The sequence below is a fragment of the Melaminivora alkalimesophila genome (assembly GCF_000282995.1).
Taxonomy (GTDB): domain Bacteria; phylum Pseudomonadota; class Gammaproteobacteria; order Burkholderiales; family Burkholderiaceae_C; genus Melaminivora; species Melaminivora alkalimesophila.
Genome location: NZ_ALEE01000561.1, coordinates 1 through 19,061 on the forward strand (window position 1 = coordinate 1; position 19,061 = coordinate 19,061).

The 19,061-nt window shown below is 69.8% G+C and carries 16 protein-coding genes; 14 read left to right on the plus strand and 2 right to left on the minus strand.

Annotation, left to right across the window (positions count from 1 at the left end; all coding sequences use genetic code 11):
* The first annotated feature begins 127 nt into the window (after positions 1-127).
* From A612_RS10960 to A612_RS10990, 7 genes are all read left to right on the plus strand, one after another.
* Positions 128-535, plus strand: coding sequence for a MerR family transcriptional regulator (locus A612_RS10960; protein ID WP_019374528.1), 408 nt, complete (start codon positions 128-130; stop codon positions 533-535).
* A 48-nt stretch (positions 536-583) separates the two neighbouring features.
* Positions 584-1,774 (plus strand): isovaleryl-CoA dehydrogenase, encoded by a 1,191-nt coding sequence (locus A612_RS10965; protein WP_019374529.1) that lies wholly within the window; start codon positions 584-586, stop codon positions 1,772-1,774.
* A gap of 57 nt (positions 1,775-1,831) precedes the next feature.
* A complete protein-coding gene (gene can / locus A612_RS10970) occupies positions 1,832-2,494 on the plus strand; it encodes a carbonate dehydratase (RefSeq protein WP_019374530.1) in 663 nt (220 codons plus the stop codon).
* Between the two features lie 64 nt (positions 2,495-2,558).
* Positions 2,559-4,412 carry a bifunctional isocitrate dehydrogenase kinase/phosphatase gene (gene aceK, locus A612_RS10975; protein ID WP_019374531.1) on the plus strand — a complete coding sequence of 618 codons (1,854 nt, stop codon included), beginning with the start codon at positions 2,559-2,561 and terminating at the stop codon, positions 4,410-4,412.
* Complete coding sequence (locus A612_RS10980) at positions 4,409-5,605, plus strand: acetyl-CoA C-acyltransferase (protein WP_019374532.1); 1,197 nt, start codon at positions 4,409-4,411, stop codon at positions 5,603-5,605. The genes aceK and A612_RS10980 overlap by 4 nt, the downstream gene beginning before the upstream one ends.
* Before the next feature lie 27 nt (positions 5,606-5,632).
* On the plus strand, positions 5,633-6,301 hold the full coding sequence (locus A612_RS10985; protein ID WP_019374533.1) for an SDR family oxidoreductase: 669 nt from the start codon (positions 5,633-5,635) through the stop codon (positions 6,299-6,301).
* Between the two features lie 49 nt (positions 6,302-6,350).
* Positions 6,351-7,481 (plus strand): acyl-CoA dehydrogenase family protein, encoded by a 1,131-nt coding sequence (locus tag A612_RS10990; protein WP_019374534.1) that lies wholly within the window; start codon positions 6,351-6,353, stop codon positions 7,479-7,481.
* A 39-nt stretch (positions 7,482-7,520) separates the two neighbouring features.
* Here A612_RS10990 and A612_RS10995 read toward each other — a convergent pair whose 3' ends face one another.
* On the minus strand, positions 7,521-9,080 hold the full coding sequence (locus A612_RS10995; protein ID WP_051001493.1) for an ABC transporter substrate-binding protein: 1,560 nt from the start codon (positions 9,078-9,080) through the stop codon (positions 7,521-7,523).
* 152 nt (positions 9,081-9,232) lie between these two features.
* Between A612_RS10995 and A612_RS11000 the strand changes: the two genes are divergently transcribed.
* Positions 9,233-11,188: a sensor domain-containing diguanylate cyclase gene (locus A612_RS11000; protein ID WP_420891026.1), complete on the plus strand. Its 1,956-nt coding sequence runs from the start codon at positions 9,233-9,235 to the stop codon at positions 11,186-11,188.
* 50 nt (positions 11,189-11,238) lie between these two features.
* A complete protein-coding gene (locus A612_RS11005; protein WP_040436665.1) occupies positions 11,239-11,907 on the plus strand; it encodes an HAD family hydrolase in 669 nt (222 codons plus the stop codon).
* A 63-nt stretch (positions 11,908-11,970) separates the two neighbouring features.
* Here A612_RS11005 and A612_RS11010 read toward each other — a convergent pair whose 3' ends face one another.
* Entirely contained in the window at positions 11,971-13,047 is a 1,077-nt protein-coding gene (locus tag A612_RS11010; protein ID WP_019374538.1) for an AraC family transcriptional regulator, read from the minus strand.
* 124 nt (positions 13,048-13,171) lie between these two features.
* On the opposite strand from A612_RS11010, the gene A612_RS11015 reads away from it, so the two are divergent.
* The 5 genes from A612_RS11015 to A612_RS11035 form a co-directional block, all read left to right on the plus strand.
* Complete coding sequence (locus A612_RS11015) at positions 13,172-14,899, plus strand: AMP-binding protein (protein WP_019374539.1); 1,728 nt, start codon at positions 13,172-13,174, stop codon at positions 14,897-14,899.
* A 31-nt stretch (positions 14,900-14,930) separates the two neighbouring features.
* Complete coding sequence (locus A612_RS11020; protein WP_019374540.1) at positions 14,931-16,535, plus strand: carboxyl transferase domain-containing protein; 1,605 nt, start codon at positions 14,931-14,933, stop codon at positions 16,533-16,535.
* A gap of 13 nt (positions 16,536-16,548) precedes the next feature.
* Entirely contained in the window at positions 16,549-17,334 is a 786-nt protein-coding gene (locus A612_RS11025; RefSeq protein ID WP_019374541.1) for an enoyl-CoA hydratase/isomerase family protein, read from the plus strand.
* 26 nt (positions 17,335-17,360) lie between these two features.
* On the plus strand, positions 17,361-18,080 hold the full coding sequence (locus A612_RS11030) for a DUF4126 domain-containing protein (protein ID WP_019374542.1): 720 nt from the start codon (positions 17,361-17,363) through the stop codon (positions 18,078-18,080).
* Positions 18,081-19,061, plus strand: a 981-nt coding sequence (locus A612_RS11035) for an acetyl-CoA carboxylase biotin carboxylase subunit (RefSeq protein WP_019374543.1), incomplete at its 3' end; no start/stop codon positions are given. It abuts the gene before it with no gap.

The following is a 19,061-nucleotide window of genomic DNA, read 5'->3' on the forward strand; positions in this document are numbered from 1 at the left end:
CACTGTGAAAACAGTCGGGCGGTTTTTTGCGTTCTGGTGCTGCCCGGCACTGGCCAAGCCGCGGTTTGCGCTAGGATTGACGTTTACGTCAACGTGAGGCTGCCGCCGCACCGCCCCTTGCCTGCCCATGGCCACCTATTCCATCAGTGACCTCGCGCGCGAGTTCGACCTCACGACCCGCGCCATGCGTTTCTACGAAGACATGGGGTTGTTGCAGCCGCAACGCTCGGGCCCCGGCGGGCGCGTGCGCGTCTACTCGGCGCGCGACCGCACGCGGCTGAAGCTGACCCTGCGCGCCAAGCGCCTGGGGTTGTCCCTGACCGAGGCCAAGGAGATCATCGACCTCTACGACAGCCCGCGCGACACCGAGGTGCAGCTGCGCCGCTTCCTGGAGGCCCTGGCGGCCCACCGCCGTCAGCTGGAAGCGCAGATGACCGACCTGCAGGCCAACCTCGACGAGGTGCGCGAGCACGAACGCGAGGCGCAGGAGCTGCTGCGAAAAATCGGTACCACCGACGAGGGAAGTGTTGGATAATTGACGTTTACGTAAACGTCATCATCGACCCGTTCCAAGGAGCCCTCCATGAGCATTGCCACCCAGTTGCCAGGCCTGAACTTCCAGCTGGGCGAGGACATCGATGCGCTGCGCGACGCGGTGCGCGAGTTCGCCCAGGCCGAGATCGCTCCGCGCGCGGCAGAGATCGACCGCAGCGACCAGTTCCCGATGGACCTGTGGGAAAAGCTCGGCGGCCTGGGGGTGCTCGGCATCACCGTGCCGGAGCAGTACGGAGGCGCCGACATGGGTTATCTGGCGCACATGGTGGCCATGGAGGAGATCTCGCGTGCCAGCGCCTCGGTAGGCTTGTCCTACGGCGCACACAGCAACCTGTGCGTGAACCAGATCAACCGCAACGGCAACGAGGCGCAGAAGGCCAAGTACCTGCCCAAGCTGATCAGCGGCGAGCACGTGGGGGCCCTCGCCATGAGTGAGCCGGGCGCGGGCTCCGACGTCATCAGCATGAAGCTGCGCGCCGAGGACAAGGGCGGCTACTACCTGCTCAACGGCAACAAGATGTGGATCACCAACGGCCCGGATGCCGACACGCTGGTGGTCTACGCCAAGACCGAGCCCGAGCTGGGCGCGCGCGGCGTCACGGCCTTCCTGATCGAGAAGGGCATGAAGGGCTTTTCCATCGCGCAGAAGCTCGACAAGCTGGGCATGCGCGGCAGCCACACGGGCGAGCTGGTGTTCGAGAACGTCGAGGTGCCGGCCGAGAACGTGCTGGGCCAGGTCAATGGCGGCGCCAGGGTGCTGATGAGCGGCCTGGACTACGAGCGCGCCGTGCTCACCGGCGGGCCGCTGGGCATCATGCAGTCCGTCATGGACAACGTCATTCCCTACATCCACGACCGCAAGCAGTTCGGCCAGAGCATCGGCGAGTTCCAGCTGATCCAGGGCAAGGTCGCCGACATGTACACCGTGCTGCAGGCGGCGCGCTCCTTCGCCTACACTGTCGCCAAGAACCTGGACATGCTCGGCACCGAGCACGTGCGCCAGGTGCGCAAGGACTGCGCCAGCGTCATCCTGTGGACGGCCGAGAAAGCCACCTGGATGGCGGGCGAGGGCATCCAGATCTTCGGCGGCAACGGCTACATCAACGAGTACCCGCTGGGGCGGCTGTGGCGCGATGCCAAGCTGTACGAGATCGGCGCCGGCACCAGCGAGATCCGCCGCATGCTGATCGGCCGCGAGCTGTTTGCCGAGACCTGCTGAGCGCCCGGCGCGCGGCCGCACCCACCCCTTTCTTCCACCCAACCAAAGGACCACAGGATGACCACCACCTCCATCGAAGAGCTGTTTGTGCACAACCAGCAATGGGCCGAGCGGATGGAGCGGGAGCGACCGGGCTTTTTCACCGGCTTGCTGGCGCAGCAGCAGCCGCGCTTCATGTGGATCGGCTGCTCGGACAGCCGCGTGCCGGCCAACCAGATCACGGGCCTGGAGCCGGGCGAGGTGTTCGTGCACCGCAACGTGGCGAACGTGGTGGTGCCCAGTGACCTGAACTGCCTGTCGACCATCCAGTACGCCGTGGACCAGCTCAAGGTCGAGCACCTGATGGTGGTCGGCCATTACGGTTGCGGCGGCGTGCGCGCGGCGCTGGAGGGCGTGCGCGTGGGCCTGGCTGACAACTGGATCCGGCACGTGAAGGACATCCGCGACAAGTATGCCGGGCTGCTGGACGGGCTGTCGCCGCAGTGGCGCCTGGACGCGCTGTGCGAGCTCAACGTGATCGAGCAGGTGGTGAACGTCGCGCAGAGCACGGTGCTGCACGACGCCTGGGCGCGTGGCCAGAAGATCACGCTGCACGGCTGGTGCTACAGCCTGCACAATGGCCTGATCACCAACCTGCAGATGACCGTGCCGGGCGCTGGCGGGGTGTGCGAGGTGCAGCGGCGCGCGGTCGATCTGGTGGCCAGCCGCCCGCGCGCCTGAGGCGCCGCGCTCCACCGCCCGCGCGGCTCCCGCCCGACCTTCGCTCTCCCGCGCTGTCGAGGCCATGTTTCCCGAACGCCTGGATGCACCGCAAGCCCATGCCATCGCCCGGGCGATGATGGACGGCTTCAACCGGCACTACCGGCTGTTCCGGGCCGAGTCGGCCCGGGCCAAGCACCGTTTCGAGACGGCGGACTGGCACGGCCAGCAGCGCGCGCAGCGCGAGCGCATCGAGTTCTACGACCTGCGGGTGCGCGAGTGCGTGCGCCGGCTGGACAAGGAATTCGGCGCCGGCCGCCTGCCGATGGACGTCTGGCACCAGGCCAAGCTGCACTACATCGGCCTGATGGTCAACCACCTGCAGCCGGAGCTGGCCGAGACCTTCTTCAACTCGGTCACGACCAAGATCCTGCACCGCACGCACTTTCAGAACGAGTTCATCTTCGTGCGCCCGGCGGTGAGCACCGAGTACCTGGAGAGCGACGCGCCGGGGGCCCGTCCGACCTACCGCGCCTACTACCCGCAGGGCGGTGCGCTGCGCGAGCCGGTGCTGCAGATGGTGGCCGACTTCGATATCCAGCGTCCCTTCGAGGACTTGGAGCGCGACGTCGACCGGGTGGTGGGCGCCATGCAGGAGCGGCTCGGGTCGGCGCGGCTGCGGCGCAATTTCCAGCTGCAGGTGCTCTCCAGCCTGTTCTTTCGCAACAAGGGTGCGTACGTGGTGGGCAGGCTGATCAACGGCTTTGCCGAGATCCCCTTCGCCCTGCCGATCCTGCACGGCGAGCGCGGCGGGCTGGTGATCGACGCGGCGCTGTTCGGGGAGGACGACCTGCAGATGCTGTTCTCCTTCGCGCGGGCGTACTTCATGGTCGACATGGAAGTGCCGAGCGCGTACGTGCAGTTCCTGCGCAGCCTGATGCCGCGCAAGCCGCGCGCCGAGCTCTATACGGCGCTCGGTCTGGCCAAGCAGGGCAAGACGCTGTTCTACCGCGACTTCCTGCACCACCTGCGCTATTCGAGCGACCAGCTGCGCATCACGCCGGGCATCCCCGGCATGGTCATGCTGGTGTTCGACCTGCCGAGCTTCCCCTACGTGTTCAAGCTGATCCGCGACCGCTTCGCGGCGCCGAAGGAGACGACGCGCGAGCAGGTGCAGGCCAAGTACCTGCTGGTCAAGCAGCACGACCGGGTGGGGCGCATGGCCGACACGCTGGAATACAGCCTGGTGGCCTTCCCGCGCGAGCGCTTCTCCGACGAGCTGATCGAGGAGATCCAGCGCCACGCGCCCAGCCAGATCGAGATCAGCGACCGCGATGGCGACGGGCGCCAGGAGGTCATCATCCGCCACCTGTACATCGAGCGGCGCATGATCCCGCTGAACATCCATCTGCAGGAGTGCTTCGATGCCGGGCTGGACAAGCCGGAGGTGCGGCGCGCGCTGGAGTACGCCGTGGTCGAGTACGGCAACGCCATCAAGGACCTGGTGGCGGCGAACATCTTCCCCGGCGATATGCTGTGGAAGAATTTCGGCATCACGAGAAACGGCAAGGTCGTGTTCTACGACTACGATGAGATCGAATACCTCACGGACTGCGAGTTCCGGCGCGTGCCGCCGCCGCGCACCGAGGAGGACGAGCTCTCGGGCGAGGTCTGGTGGCCGGTGGGGCCGCGCGATGTCTTTCCCGAAACCTTCGCGCCCTTCCTGCTGGGCAACCCGGCGGTGCGCGAGATCTTCCTGCGCCACCATGCGGACCTGCTGGATGTGGATTTCTGGCAGTCGCACAAGGAACGCATCCAGGCCGGGCATGTCTATGACGTGTTCCCCTACGACGTGCAGCGGCGCTTCGGCGCGGGCGGGCCTGCCGCGGCGTCCCTTTCACCCCCTGCCTCTTCATCATCCACAGGAGCCATGCCATGACTTCCCCCCAGAACCACGACCCCATCGTCATCGTCGGTGCTGCGCGCACGCCCATGGGCGCCTTCCAGGGCGATTTCGCCGAGCTGCAGGCCTGGGAGCTGGGCGGCGCGGCCATCCGCGCGGCGGTCGAGCGCGCCGGCATCGCCCCCGAGAAGGTCGATGAGGTGCTGTTCGGCAACTGCCTGATGGCCGGCCAGGGCCAAGCGCCGGCGCGCCAGGCAGGCCATGCGGCCGGATTGCCGCGCAGCACCGGTGCCGTGACGCTGTCCAAGATGTGCGGCGCCGGCATGGAGGCCACCATCCTGGCGCACGACCAGCTGGTGGCGGGCAGCCGCGACGTGGTGGTCGCCGGCGGCATGGAGAGCATGACCAACGCGCCCTACCTCCTGAAGAAGGGCCGCGGCGGCTACCGCATGGGCCACGACAAGGTCTATGACCACATGATGCTCGACGGCCTGGAGGATGCCTACGAGCCCGGCCGCTCCATGGGCACCTTCGGCGAGGACTGCGCCGCCAAGTACCAGTTCACGCGCGAGCAGCAGGACGCCTTCGCCACGGCCAGCGTGCAGCGCGCCCAGGAAGCGGCGAAGACCGGCGCATTCCAGGACGAGATCACGCCCGTCACCGTGAAGACGCGCAAGGGCGAGGTCACGGTGAGCGAGGACGAAGGCCCGGCCAAGGCGCGCCTGGACAAGATCGCCAGCCTCCGGCCGGCCTTCAAGAAGGACGGCACCATCACGGCGGCATCCAGCTCGAGCATCAACGACGGCGCCGCGGCCCTGGTGCTGATGCGCGAATCCACCGCCAGGGAGCTGGGTGCCAAACCGCTGGCGCGCATCGTCGCCCACGCCACGCATGCGCAGGAGCCCGAGTGGTTCACCACCGCCCCGGTCGGCGCGACCGAGAAGGTGCTGAAAAAGGCCGGCTGGAAGGTGGACGACGTGGATCTGTGGGAAATCAACGAAGCCTTTGCCGTGGTGCCCATGGCGCTGATGAAGGACCTGGGCGTGCCGCACGAGAAGGTCAACGTGCACGGCGGCGCCTGTGCGCTGGGCCACCCGATCGGTGCCAGCGGCGCGCGCATCCTGGTCACGCTGCTGTACGCGCTGAAGAGGCAGGGCAAGAAGAAGGGCCTGGCCACGCTGTGCATCGGCGGCGGCGAGGCCACGGCGATGGCCGTCGAGCTGGTCTGAGTGCGGGCGACATCGGAAGGGGCGGACATGCCGCTGGCCCTGGTGATCGGCGCCTCGCGCGGCATCGGCCTGGAGTTCGTGCGCCAGTACTGCGAGGCGGGCTGGCGCGTGCTGGCGACGGTGCGCGATGCTGCAGGCCGCGAGCGCGTGCAGGCGCTGGGCGCGCAGGCGCTGACTGTGGATGTGTGCGATCCCGCCAGCGTGAGCGGGCTGGGCTGGATGCTCGATGGCGAGCGCCCGGACGTGGCGCTGTACGTGGCCGGCGTGATCCGCCGCCCCGATGCGCGCACCCCGCCCACGCGCGAGGACTTCGATGCCGTCATGCACACCAACGTGCTCGGCGCGATGCAGGCGCTGCCGCAGGTGGCGCCGCTGGTGGCCGAGGCGGGCGGCGTGTTCGCCTTTCTGTCGTCCTCGATGTCGCAAATCGGCCGCGTGGGCGCCAGCAATGCGTGGCTCTACCGGGTCAGCAAGGCAGCGCTGAACATGGCGGTGGCGGCGGCGCAGCACGACTACCCGCAGGCCACGCTGGTCACCATCGACCCGGGCTGGGTCCAGACCGACATGGGCGGCGAGACGGCGCCCCTGGGGGTGCAGGAGAGCGTGCGCGGCATGCGGCAGGTGCTGGCGGGCCTGACCCCCGCGGACAAGGGGCGCCTGCTGCACCACGACGGGCGGCGCGCCGATAGCTGGTGAGCCGCGGCGCGCCCCATTTTTTTGGCGAAAACAGAGGAAGACACCGGCCATGCTGCTGACACAGGACCAGGAGATGATCCGCGATGCCATGCGCGAATTCGTGCAGGGGCAGATCGCGCCGCACGCCGCGCAGTGGGACCGCGACCGCAGCTTTCCACGCGAGGTGCACCGCGGCCTGGCCGAGCTGGGCGCCTATGGCATCTGCGTGCCTGAGGAATATGGCGGCGCCGGGCTGGACTATGTCAGCCTGGCGCTGGTGCTGGAGGAGATTGCCGCCGGCGATGGCGGCACCAGCACGGCGATCAGTGTCACCAATTGCCCGGTCAACGCCATCTTGCTGCGCTACGGCAGCGAGGCGCAGAAGCGCCAGTGGCTCGTGCCCCTGGCGCGCGGCGAGATGCTCGGCGCGTTCTGCCTGACCGAGCCGCACGTGGGCTCGGACGCGTCGGCGCTGCGCACCACGGCGGTGCGCGAGGGCGACGAATATGTGATCCACGGCGTCAAGCAGTTCATCACCAGCGGCAAGAACGGCCAGGTGGCGATCGTGATCGCCGTGACCGACAAGGCGGCCGGCAAGCGCGGCATGAGCGCCTTCCTGGTGCCCACCGACGCGCCGGGCTACGTGGTCGCGCGGCTGGAGGACAAGCTCGGTCAACACAGCAGCGACACGGCGCAGATCCACTTCGACGGCTGCCGCATCCCGGCCGCCAACCTGATCGGCGCCGAGGGCGAGGGCTACAAGATCGCCTTGTCGGCGCTGGAGGGCGGGCGCATCGGCATCGCCGCGCAGAGCGTGGGCATGGCGCGTGCGGCCTTCGAGTTCGCGCTGCAGTATTCCAAGGAGCGCGAGGCCTTCGGCCAGCCGATCTTCCAGCACCAGGCGGTGGGCTTTCGCCTGGCGGAGTGCGCGACGCAGATCGAGGCGGCGCGCCAGCTCATCTGGCACGCAGCCAGCCTGCGCGACGCGGGCCGGCCGTGCCTGAAGGAGGCCGCCATGGCCAAGCTGTTCGCCAGCGAGATGGCGGAAAGGGTGTGCAGCGCGGCGATCCAGACGCTGGGTGGCTATGGCGTGGTGAATGACTTCCCCGTCGAGCGCATCTACCGCGACGTGCGCGTGTGCCAGATCTACGAGGGCACCAGCGACGTGCAGAAGATCATCATCGCCCGCGCGCTGGCCTGAGGCCCCGCGCGCCACGGCGGGCGCAGCGCGGGCAGCCCCTCATTCCCACCACATGGCGCCGATGTCGTGCGCAAAGATGGGGTAATTCATCCATGCACCGCGCAGGCCCTTGCGCACCACCGTGACCAGGTTGGGGGTGAAGATCCAGGCGTTGGCGGCATCGTGCGCCAAGTGGCGCTGCAGGCGGGCAAACAGCTGTTGCTGCTCGCGCGGGTGGCTGGCCTGTGCGTGCTGCGTGGCCAGGAGGCGAAACTCCGCGCTGTCGTAGCCGAAGTAGTAGTCCGGGTCGGTGTAGATCAGGTAATCCAGCGGCTCGACGTGGTTGATGATCGTCATGTCGAAGTCCCCGCGGAACGGGCCGGCCAGCCATTCGTGCCACGGCAGCGGCCGCAGCTGCGCAGTGATGCCGACCCGCGCCAGGTCCTGCGCGACGATCGGCCCCCCGGCCTGCGCGTAGGGCACGGGCGGCAGCGCCAGCTCCAGGCGCAGGGGCGTCGCTACGCCCGCCTCGCGCAGCAGCGCACGCGCACGCTGCGGGTCGTACGGGTAGAGGCTGTCCAGGTGCAGGTAGCCCGGGTCGGTCGGGGCGAAATGGCTGCCGATCGCGACGCCATGGCCGTCCAGCGCCTGGCGAATGAACCCAGCGCGATCGATGGCGTGCGTGATGGCGCGCCGCACCCGCACGTCGCCCAGGGGGGCGCGGCGGTGGTTGAGCGCCAGCATGCCCTTTCCGCTGGAGCTGCCGATCAGCACCTGGTAGCGCGCGTTGTCCTGGAAGTGGCGCAGGCCGCGCGTCGCGAACTGAAAGAACAGATCGACTTCGCCGGCGTCCAGCGCCGCCTGCCGCGCGGCCGGGTCGTGGATGAAGCGAAAGACCGCCCCGTCGAGCCGCACCTGCTGCGCGGCACGGGCGTGCGGCGCCCGGGCGAGCGCGATGCTGTGCCCGCGCTGTTGCCCGCTGACCTGGTAGGGCCCCGTGCCCACTGGTGCCCTTGCGGCCTGGCCCGCGCTGTTCGGGTGCAGGACCACGGCCGTGGACTCCCCGAGGCGAAACAGCAGGTGCGCATCCGGCCGGTGCAGGTTCAGCACGACGGTATGGGCGTCGGGGGTCTCGACGGTGGCGATGTTGTCAAAGAGGGCGCGCCGCGCCTTGTTGGTGGAGCCCGGGGCGGCTGCGCGCACGAAGGAGAAACGCACCGCGTCTGCATCCAGCGCGCTGCCATCGTGGAAACGCACCCCTTCGCGCAGGCGGAAGCGGTAGCTCTGCCCGCCTGGGTCCGTCTCCCAGGAGGCGGCCAGCAGCGGCGTGACGTTGCCGTTCTCCTCGATCTTCGTCAGGCCCTCCAGGATGTTGTAGTGCGTGACCTCGCCCACGGCGGCGGCGGCGGCCATGGTGGGGTCCAGGCTGTCGGGCTCGAGGGACAGATTGAGGATGGCCGCGCGCTGGCCGTTGCCCGGCTGTGCCTGTGCCTGGGCCGGTGCCGCCATGCCCGGCAGGGCGCACAGCATGGCAGCGCGTGCCAGGCACGCCCGGCGGGTGAGCGCGGGAAGCGGCGCCGCGGCGAGCGGGGCCGCAAGGGCGGAGGGGGTGGCGGTCATGCGGGAAATCCTCTGGCCTGCAACGCAGAGACAACGACAATAGTAGCGCCACCTCCCTTGCAGGCCGCACCTTGTCCCGCCGCCCCCGCCCCCCTTCCCTTGCTGCCCGCGCGATTGCGGCGCCGCATGGATGGTGGCTGTGGCCCATATTGGTGCTTTTGGCGTGCGCCAGCCTGGTGCTGGGGGCGCGCTCGGTCTACCAGGAGCGGGAGCTGCGCTACCGCCATGTGATCGAGGGCGGACTCGGGGCGATCAACCAGCTGCAGGTCAAGAGCGTGGACAGCTGGCGCCAGCGGCGCATGGGAGAGGCGGCAGCGGTGACGGACGACGGCCTGCTGGCTGCTGCCATGGCGCGCTGGCGGCGCACGCGGGCGCCGGCCGATGCCGTGCCGCTGCGCGAACGGCTGCGCTCCCTGGTCGAGCACCTGCAATACACCGGCGCCTACCTGGTGGACCCCCAGGGTCAGCTGTTGCTGGGGCCCGACGGCCCGCTGAAGGGCGCCATGCCTGCGGCCGAGCGCGATGCGTTGCGTGCCGCGCTGGCGCTGGCGCAGCCCGGTGTCATCGGGTTGCAGCGGGACGGTATGTTCGCCTTTCCCTATTTCGGATTGCTGGCGCCCCTGTTCGAAGGCGCCCAGCCGCTGGGCGCCGTGTGGCTGGTGGTGGATGCGCGCACCACCCTCTATCCCCTCCTGGCCACCTGGCCCAACGGCAGCCAGACGGCCGAGTCGCTGCTGGTGGAGCGCCGCGGCGAGGAGGTGGTGTTCCTCAGTCCACTGCGCCATCGGGACGATGCGCCCCTCACCTTGCGCATGCCCGCGGGGGGAGGGGTAGACGCCACCGTTGCGCTGGCCACCGCCGGCTCGCGCGGCACGCTCTACGGCACGGACTACCGCGGAGAGCGGGTGCTGGCCACCGCCAGCGCCGTGCCGGGCACCACCTGGCTGCTCATCTCCAAAATCGACGAGGCCGAGGCTTTCACGGAGGCGCAGCGGCGCGAGTGGCTGGCGCTGGCCCTGGCGGCGAGCCTGGCGCTGCTGCTGCTGGGCGGCTCGGTCGTGCTGTGGCGCTGGCGCGCCTGGCGGCGCGAGCGTGCCCTCAAGCAGCGGCTGGAGCAGCACATGCGCTGGCTGGAGACAGCGCAACGGGCGGCCTCGGTAGGCTATTTCGTGTACGACGCAGAGCGGCGCGTGTTCCTGATGTCGACCATGGCCAGCGCCATCTTTGGCCTGCCGGGCGAAGGGGAGATGGGCCTGCGGCAGTGGATCGACATGCTCCACCCGGACGACCGGGAGGAGATGCTGCGCGTGCACGGCGAGGCCATGGCGCAGCGCAGCGCACTGCGCGTGCAGTACCGCGTCCGCCGCGCCAGCGATGCGCACGAGCGGTGGATGGAGGTGCATGCCGAGTACGGCGACGCCCAGGGGCGCGAGCGCCCCCGCATGACCGGAACGGTGCAGGACATCACCGAGCGCCGCCAGGCCGAGGAGCAGCTCGAGCGCTACCGCACGGCGCTGGAGGCCCAGGTGCGGGTCGACCCGCTGACGCAGCTGGCCAACCGGCTGGCGCTGGACGAGCACGTGGCCTTCGAATGGGAGCGCGCCCGCCGCGCAGGGTCGCCGCTGGCGCTCCTGATGATCGACGTGGATCGGTTCAAGGCCTTCAACGACCACTACGGCCACATGGCGGGCGACCGCTGCCTGCAAAATGTCGGGCAGGCCCTGCTGACGGCCATGGGGCGCGCCGGGGACGTGGTCGCGCGCTACGGTGGAGAGGAGTTCGCCGTCCTGCTTCCCGGCGCCAGCGGCGAGCAGGCGTGGCTCGTGGCCGAACGGCTGCGCGAGGCCGTGCGCGGATTGGCCGTCGAACATGCGCGGGGCAGCGGGGACGGGATCGTCACCATCAGCGTGGGCGTGTCCAGCATCCAGCCGGCAGGGCGCGAGGCCACCACCGGCGTCCCGCGCTCGGGCGTGGATGCGGCCCATGCCCTGTTCCGCCAGGCCGATGCGGCGCTGTACCGTGCCAAGCAGTGCGGGCGCGACCAGTCCGTCCTCTATGGCCCGGAGTGCGAGATGGTGCTGCACGACCCGCCCGACAGCCTGTTGTGACCCTTTCTTCCTGGCTTTCCCGATCGATGGACGAGACGAACCCCCGCGGCATGCCCGCCTTCGACGCGGTCCTCTTCGACTGCGATGGCGTGCTGGTGGACAGCGAGCCCATCACCAACGGCGTGCTGTGCGCCATGCTGAACGAGGCCGGCTGGCCGATCACGCCCGAGGAGTGCATGGCCACCTTCATCGGCCGGACGGTGCGCAGCGAGGCCGCGCGCATCGAGGCGCACACCGGCCGGCCCCTGACCGACGCCTGGATGGCCGAGTTCTATGCCCGGCGCAACGCCCGCCTGGCGGCCGAGCTGCAGCCCATCGCCGGCGCCGTCGAGGCGGTGCACGCCGTGCATGCGCTGCTGGGCGGGCGCATCGCCTGTGCCTCCGGCGCCGACCGGCAGAAGGTGGAGATGCAGCTCGACCAGGTGGGCCTGGCGCCGCTGTTCGCCGGCCGCGTGTTCAGCGGCCATGAAATGCCGGCCACCAAGCCCGCGCCCGACGTGTACCTGGCAGCGGCCGCCGCCGTGGGCGTGCCGCCGGCGCGCTGCCTGGTGGTCGAGGACACCGTGACGGGTGTCGCAGCCGGCGTCGCCGCAGGAGCCAGCGTGGTCGGCTACAGCCCGGGCGGCGCGGGGCACGGCGCGCCCGAGGCGCTGCGGGCGGCCGGGGCGGTGCACATCATCGGCGACATGCGCGAGCTGCCGCGCCTCTTGGCGCGCTGACGACCCGCAGGCGGGCGGGCCTTCCAAGCCCCATCCATTCGGTGGCGGCCCCGACTCAAGCGCTCAGCCCGAGCGCACGCCGGCCGGAGCGTGGATGCTGCGCTGGCGGAACGCGCCCGGCGACTGTCCCGTCCAGCCGCGAAAGGCCCGGATGAAGCTCTTTTCGTTGGCAAAACCCACCGCCTGCGCGACCTGCTTGATGGGCCGCTCGCTGCGCTGCAGCAGCTCGGTGGCGCGCGCGCGCCGCACCTCGTCCTTGAGCTGCTGCAGCGAGGCGCCTTCGGCCTGCAGCTGGCGGTGCAGCGTCCGCGTCGAGAGATGGAGCGCCTGCGCCACGTCGGAGGCCGTGTGCGCGGCCTCGGGCGCGAGTGCCAGCTGCTGGCGCACGCGCTCCACCAGCAGCCGGTCGCGTCGGTAGGGGCGCACGGTCAGGGGCAGGGCGTGTTGCAGCATGCGGTTCATCGCCGCTTCGTCGCGCACCAGCGGCAGCTGCAGGTAGCGCGCATCGAAGCGCACGGCGGCTTGCGGGGCATCGAAGCGGGTGGTGCCCGGAAACAGCACCCGGTAGGCCGCGGCGTGCGCCGGTGCGGAGAAGGGAAAACAGGCGCCGAGCACCGGCAGGCGCGAGTCCACCAGCCAGCTCGCCAGGCCCAGCGCATTGCGCAGCACCGACACCAGGCAGAATTCGCGCAGCGCGCCCAGGGCACGCGCTTCCGCGATCGACAGCACCGCCTGGTCGCCCTCCTGCGCCAGCTGCAGGCGGATGTCCCGGGTCAGGAGGCCGTGGTGGCGGCACCAGCGTGCCAGCGCCAGGCCCAGCGTGGGGGCGCTCAGCGAGGCGCGCGCCAGCATGCCGTAGCTGCCCCAGGGCAGCGGCCGGCTGAACCAGCCCAGCGCCTCGTCGTCGAGCTCGCGCATCGCCCCCTCGCACAGCAGCTCCATCTGCGCGGCCGTGATGCGGGCCTGGGCGTCGCGCAGGTCGTCTGGCGTGATTTGTGCCCGGGCCAGGACCGCCCCCGGATCCATGCCGCGCTCGCCATAGGCATGCACCACCGCGGCCACGAAGGCCATCGGGGTGGCGGCGACGGCACCCTGGCGGCCACTGGCGGCGCGCTGGGTGGGCAACGACGGCGTGTACATGGTGGCAATTATTGCAACCTCGCTGGCCCCATCCGGGCGGTCGCCGGGCGTATGCTGCCCTCTCGGCCGTGTGCGTGCGCACGCCAGCGCGCCGCCTGCCCGGTTTTCTCTGGAGACGAAACGCATGCTGGACAACCACGTTGAGACCCCGCCGCTGACCCGCAGTCGCGCCGTCGGCGCCACCGACACCCCGCTGATCGAGCAGACCATCGGCGATTTCTTCGCCGCAGTGGCGGGCCGCCAGCCCGAGCGCGAGGCGCTGGTCAGCCGCCACCAGGGACTGCGCTACAGCTATGCCGAGCTGCACCGCGAGGCGCGCCGCCTGGCCAGCGCGCTGCTCGGCCTGGGCCTGGAGCGGGGCGACCGCGTCGGCATCTGGTCGCACAACAACGCCGAGTGGGTGCTGATGCAGCTGGCCACGGCGCAGGTCGGCCTGATCCTGGTCAACATCAACCCGGCCTACCGCGTGGCGGAGGTCGAGTACGCGCTCAACAAGGTCGGTTGCAAGGCGCTGGTGACCATGGCGCAGTTCAAGACCAGCGACTACCTCGCCATGCTGCGCGAACTGGCGCCGGAACTGAACCTCTGCCTGCCGGGCCGGCTGGCCGCGCGCCGCCTGCCCGAGCTGCGCGCCGTGGTGTGGATCGACGTGGCGGGCCAGGGCGAGGAGCAGCCCGGCATGCTGCGCTTTTCCGAGCTGATGCAGCGCGGCGACGCGCAGGACCCGCGCGTCGACGACATCGCCGCGCAGCTCAAGAACACCGACCCCATCAACATCCAGTTCACCAGCGGCACCACGGGCTTTCCCAAGGGCGCGACGCTGACCCACCGCAACATCCTGAACAACGGCTTCTTCATCGGCGAATGCATGCGCCTCACGCCCGAGGACCGGCTGTGCATCCCCGTGCCGCTGTACCACTGTTTCGGCATGGTGCTGGGCAACCTGGCCTGCTTCACGCACGGCGCGACCGTCGTCTATCCCAACGATGGCTTCGACCCGCTCACCGTGCTGGAGGCGGTGCAGGCCGAACGCTGCACCGGGCTGCACGGCGTGCCGACGATGTTCATCGCCGAGCTCGATCATCCGCGCTTCAAGGAATTCGACCTCTCGTCGCTGCGCACCGGCATCATGGCCGGATCGCCCTGCCCGATCGAGGTCATGAAGCGCGTGGTGGAGGAGATGCACCTCACGGAGATCACCATCGCCTACGGCATGACCGAGACCAGCCCGGTCAGCTGCCAGAGCAGCGTCGACACGCCCCTGGACAAGCGCGTGTCCACCGTCGGCCAGGTGCAGCCGCACCTGGAGGTGAAGATCGTCGACCCCGAGAGCGGCGAGATCGTGCCCGTGGGGCAGCCGGGCGAGCTGTGCACGCGCGGCTACTCCGTCATGCACGGCTACTGGGGCGATCCCGAGAAGACCCGCGAGGCCATCGACGCTCAAGGCTTCATGCACACCGGCGACCTCGCCACCATGGACGAGCAAGGCTACGTGAACATCGTCGGGCGCATCAAGGACATGGTGATCCGCGGCGGCGAGAACCTGTATCCGCGCGAGATCGAGGAATTCCTCTACCGCCACCCGCAGGTGCAGGACGTGCAGGTCGTCGGCGTGCCGGACGCGCGCCTGGGCGAGGAGCTGTGCGCCTGGATCATCCCCAAGCCCGGCGCCCAGCCCACCGAGCAGGACATCCGCGACTTCTGCAAGGGCCAGATCGCGCACTACAAGGTGCCGCGCTACATCCGCTTCGTGCAGGAATTTCCCATGACCGTCACCGGCAAGATCCAGAAGTTCAAGATCCGCGAGGCGATGAAGGACGAACTGGGCCTGGAGGAAAGCCGCACGGCCTGAGCCCCCCTTCTTCATTGGACAAGAAAGACCCATGATCCTCGAAACCCAGCTCAACCCGCGCTCGGCGGACTTCCAGGCCAATGCGCAGGCCATGCGCCAGCTCGTCGATGACCTGCGCACGCAGATCGAGCGCGTCTCCCAGGGCGGCGGCGAGGCGGCGCGCGCCAAGCACCTGGCGCGCGGCAAGCTGCTGCCGCGCGACCGCGTGCTGAACCTGCTCGACCCCGGGACGCCCTTCCTGGAGATCGCCCCGCTGGCGGCGCTCAACATGTACGACAACGCCGCGCCGGGCGCCGGCATGATCGCCGGCATCGGCCGCGTGGCCGGCACGGACTGCCTGATCGTGTGCAACGACGCCACCGTCAAGGGCGGCACCTACTACCCCATGACGGTGAAGAAGCACCTGCGTGCGCAGGAGATCGCGCAGCAAAATTGCCTGCCGTGCATCTACCTGGTGGACTCGGGCGGCGCCAACCTGCCCAACCAGGACGAGGTCTTCCCCGATCGCGACCACTTCGGCCGCATCTTCTACAACCAGGCCAACATGAGCGCGCAGGGCATCGCGCAGATCGCCGTGGTCATGGGCTCGTGCACGGCCGGCGGCGCCTACGTGCCGGCCATGAGCGACGAGACCATCATCGTCAAGGAGCAGGGCACCATCTTCCTGGGCGGCCCGCCGCTGGTGAAGGCCGCCACGGGCGAGGTGGTCTCGGCCGAGGACCTGGGCGGCGGCGACGTGCACACGCGCCTGTCGGGCGTGGCCGACCACCTGGCGCAGAACGACATGCACGCGCTGGCGCTGGCGCGCGCGGCGGTGAAGAACCTGAACCGGCCGCGCCCGGGCGCGGCGCCGGAGCATGCGCCGGCCGAGCCCCGCTTCCCCGCCGAGGAGCTCTACGGCGTCATCCCGACCGACACGCGCAAGCCCTTCGACGTGCGCGAGATCATCGCCCGCATCGTCGATGGCAGCGAGTTCGACGAGTTCAAGGCGCGTTTCGGCTCCACGCTGGTGACGGGTTTTGCCCGCATCGAGGGCATGCCGGTAGGCATCATCGCCAACAACGGCATTCTGTTTTCCGAAAGCGCCGTCAAGGGCGCCCACTTCATCGAGCTGTGCTGCCAGCGCAAGATCCCGCTGGTGTTCCTGCAGAACATCACCGGCTTCATGGTCGGCCGCAAGGTCGAGAACGAGGGTATCGCGCGCCACGGCGCCAAGCTGGTCACGGCGGTTGCGACGGCCAATGTGCCGAAGTTCACCGTCATCATCGGCGGGTCCTTTGGCGCCGGCAATTACGGGATGTGCGGACGCGCCTATTCGCCGCGCTTCCTGTGGATGTGGCCGAACGCGCGCATCAGCGTGATGGGCGGCGAGCAGGCCGCCTCGGTGCTGGCCACCGTGCGCCGCGATGGCATCGAGGCGCGCGGCGGCAAGTGGTCTGCCGAAGAGGAAGAGGCTTTCAAGGCCCCGATTCGCCAGCAATACGAGGACCAGGGCCATCCCTACTACGCCACCGCGCGCTTGTGGGACGACGGCATCATCGACCCGGCCGACACGCGCCGCGTGCTCGCGCTGGGCCTGGCGGCGGCGCGCCATGCGCCGATTCCGGACGTGAAGTTCGGCGTGTTCCGGATGTGAGGCGGGGCGAACCATGAGCCAGAACCTCTCCATCACCCAAGCGGGCGCCGTCGCGCGCATCACGCTGACCCAGCCCGAGATCCGCAACGCCTTCAGCGACGAGGTGATCGCCGAGCTCACCGCCGCCTTCACGGACGTGGGCGCGCGCGCCGACGTGCGCGCCATCGTGCTGGCCGCGGAAGGCCCGGCGTTCTGCGCCGGCGCGAACCTCAACTGGATGCGGCGCATGGCCGACTACACGCGCGAGGAAAACCTCGCCGATGCCGCCAAGCTGGCCGAGATGCTGCGCGTGATCTACACGTGCCCGAAGCCGACCATCGCCCGCGTGCAGGGCGACGTATACGCCGGCGGCATGGGGCTGGTCGCCGCCTGCGACATGGCGGTGAGCGTGGACACGGCGGGCTATTGCCTGTCCGAGGTCCGGCTGGGCCTGATTCCGGCGACCATCAGCCCCTACGTCATCCGCGCCATGGGCGCGCGCGCCGCGCACCGCTACTTCCTGACGGCCGAGCGTTTCGACGCCGCCGAGGCGCTGCGCATCGGCTTCGTGCACCAGGTGGTGGCGGCCGACCAGCTCGACGCCGCCGTCGATGCGCTGACCAAGGCGCTGGTGAGCGCCAGCCCGAATGCGGTGCGCGCCTGCAAGCGGCTGGTGCAGGAAGTGGCCGAGCGCGAGATCGACGCGCAGCTCATCGCCGCCACGGTGGAGGGCATCGCCGACATCCGCGCCAGCGAAGAGGGCCGCGAGGGCGTGCAATCCTTCCTGCAAAAGCGCAAGCCCGGCTGGCTGGCTGGCTGAACGCCCGAGCGACGGACCCGCCGGCCATGGACCAACTCTGGCTCGCCTTCGTGCAGTGGCTCCACACCGTGGGGCTGCACGTGGACGCCGGCACCTCGCGCGCCGTGGCCGAGGGCGCGGCGCGCGCCACCCAGCAGCTGGACATGCCGGGCCTGCTGGCGCTGGCGGCGGCGCTGGGCTGGGCCAGCGGCTTTCGGCTGTACGCGGTGGTGTTCATCGTGGGCATGCTGGGGGCGGCCGGCTGGCTGGCGCTGCCCGAGGGGCTGACCGTGCTGGAGCATCCGGCCGTGCTGCTGGTGAGCGGCTTCATGCTGCTGGTGGAGTTCTTCGCGGACAAGCTGCCCTGGGTGGATAGCGCCTGGGACGCGCTGCACGCCTTCATCCGCGTGCCCGCCGGGGCGCTGCTGGCGGCCAGCGTGTTCGGCTTCGACAACGCCACGCTGGCGATCGTGGCCGGCCTGTTGGGCGGTTCGCTGTCGGCCACGGCGCTGGCCACCAAGATGACCACGCGCGCGGCGGTGAACACCTCGCCCGAGCCCTTTTCCAACTGGGGGCTGTCGTTCTTCGAGGACGGGCTGGTGGTGGCCGTGGTCTGGCTGGCCACGCAGCACCCGCTGGTCTTCGGCGCCGCGCTGCTGCTGATGCTGCTGGTGTCGGTGCTGCTGCTGGTCGTGCTGTTTCGATTCCTGCGCGCCGTGCTGCGGCGCGTCTCTTCCTTTTTTTCCGGTTCTGCCAAGGTGGCCTGAATGTTCCAAAAAATCCTGATTGCCAATCGCGGTGAGATCGCTTGCCGGGTTGCCGCGACCGCCCGCCGCATGGGCATCAAGACGGTGGCCGTCTATTCCGACGCCGACGCCCGCGCCAAGCACGTCGCCGCCTGCGACGAGGCGGTGCACATCGGCGGCAGTGCGCCCAAGGACAGCTACCTGCGCTGGGAGCGCATCCTGGAGGCGGCGCGCGCCACGGGCGCCCAAGCCATCCACCCCGGCTACGGTTTCCTCGCCGAGAACGACGAGTTCGCCCAGGCTTGCGCCGACGCCGGGTTGGTCTTCATCGGCCCGCCCGCCTCGGCGATCACCGCCATGGGCCTGAAGGCGGAGTCCAAGCGCCTGATGGAGAGGGCCGGCGTGCCGCTGGTGCCCGGCTACCAGGGCGAGGACCAGGACCCGCAGCTCTTGCAGCGCGAGGCCGACCGCATCGGCTACCCCGTGCTGATCAAGGCCAGCGCCGGCGGCGGCGGCAAGGGTATGCGGCTGGTGGAGAAAAGTGAGGACTTCGCCGCGGCCCTGGCCTCGTGCCAGCGCGAGGCGGCAAGCAGCTTCGGCAACGATGCCGTGCTGGTCGAGAAATACGTGCAGCGCCCGCGCCACATCGAGATCCAGGTCTTCGGCGACACGCAGGGCAACGTGGTCTACCTGTTCGAGCGCGATTGCTCGGTGCAGCGGCGCCACCAGAAGGTGCTGGAGGAAGCGCCCGCGCCCGGCATGACGCCCGAGCTGCGCGCACGCATGGGCGAGGCGGCCGTGGCCGCGGCCCGGGCCGTGGGCTACGTGGGCGCCGGCACGGTGGAGTTCATCGTCGAGCAGCCGGGCGGCTACGAGGCGCCGGAGGCCATGAAGTTCTACTTCATGGAGATGAACACCCGGCTGCAGGTCGAGCACCCGGTCACCGAGGCCATCACCGGCGAAGACCTGGTGGAGTGGCAGCTGCGCGTGGCGGCCGGCCAG

Coding starts and splice junctions, on each gene's coding strand:
- A612_RS11015 (WP_019374539.1), top strand. CDS start 13,172: ATGCTGGACAACCACGTTGAGACCCCGCCGCTGACCCGCAGTCGCGCC.
- A612_RS10995 (WP_051001493.1), bottom strand. CDS start 9,080: ATGACCGCCACCCCCTCCGCCCTTGCGGCCCCGCTCGCCGCGGCGCCG.
- A612_RS11005 (WP_040436665.1), top strand. CDS start 11,239: ATGCCCGCCTTCGACGCGGTCCTCTTCGACTGCGATGGCGTGCTGGTG.
- A612_RS11030 (WP_019374542.1), top strand. CDS start 17,361: ATGGACCAACTCTGGCTCGCCTTCGTGCAGTGGCTCCACACCGTGGGG.
- A612_RS10965 (WP_019374529.1), top strand. CDS start 584: ATGAGCATTGCCACCCAGTTGCCAGGCCTGAACTTCCAGCTGGGCGAG.
- can (WP_019374530.1), top strand. CDS start 1,832: ATGACCACCACCTCCATCGAAGAGCTGTTTGTGCACAACCAGCAATGG.
- aceK (WP_019374531.1), top strand. CDS start 2,559: ATGTTTCCCGAACGCCTGGATGCACCGCAAGCCCATGCCATCGCCCGG.
- A612_RS11025 (WP_019374541.1), top strand. CDS start 16,549: ATGAGCCAGAACCTCTCCATCACCCAAGCGGGCGCCGTCGCGCGCATC.
- A612_RS11020 (WP_019374540.1), top strand. CDS start 14,931: ATGATCCTCGAAACCCAGCTCAACCCGCGCTCGGCGGACTTCCAGGCC.
- A612_RS10980 (WP_019374532.1), top strand. CDS start 4,409: ATGACTTCCCCCCAGAACCACGACCCCATCGTCATCGTCGGTGCTGCG.
- A612_RS11010 (WP_019374538.1), bottom strand. CDS start 13,047: ATGTACACGCCGTCGTTGCCCACCCAGCGCGCCGCCAGTGGCCGCCAG.
- A612_RS10985 (WP_019374533.1), top strand. CDS start 5,633: ATGCCGCTGGCCCTGGTGATCGGCGCCTCGCGCGGCATCGGCCTGGAG.
- A612_RS10960 (WP_019374528.1), top strand. CDS start 128: ATGGCCACCTATTCCATCAGTGACCTCGCGCGCGAGTTCGACCTCACG.
- A612_RS10990 (WP_019374534.1), top strand. CDS start 6,351: ATGCTGCTGACACAGGACCAGGAGATGATCCGCGATGCCATGCGCGAA.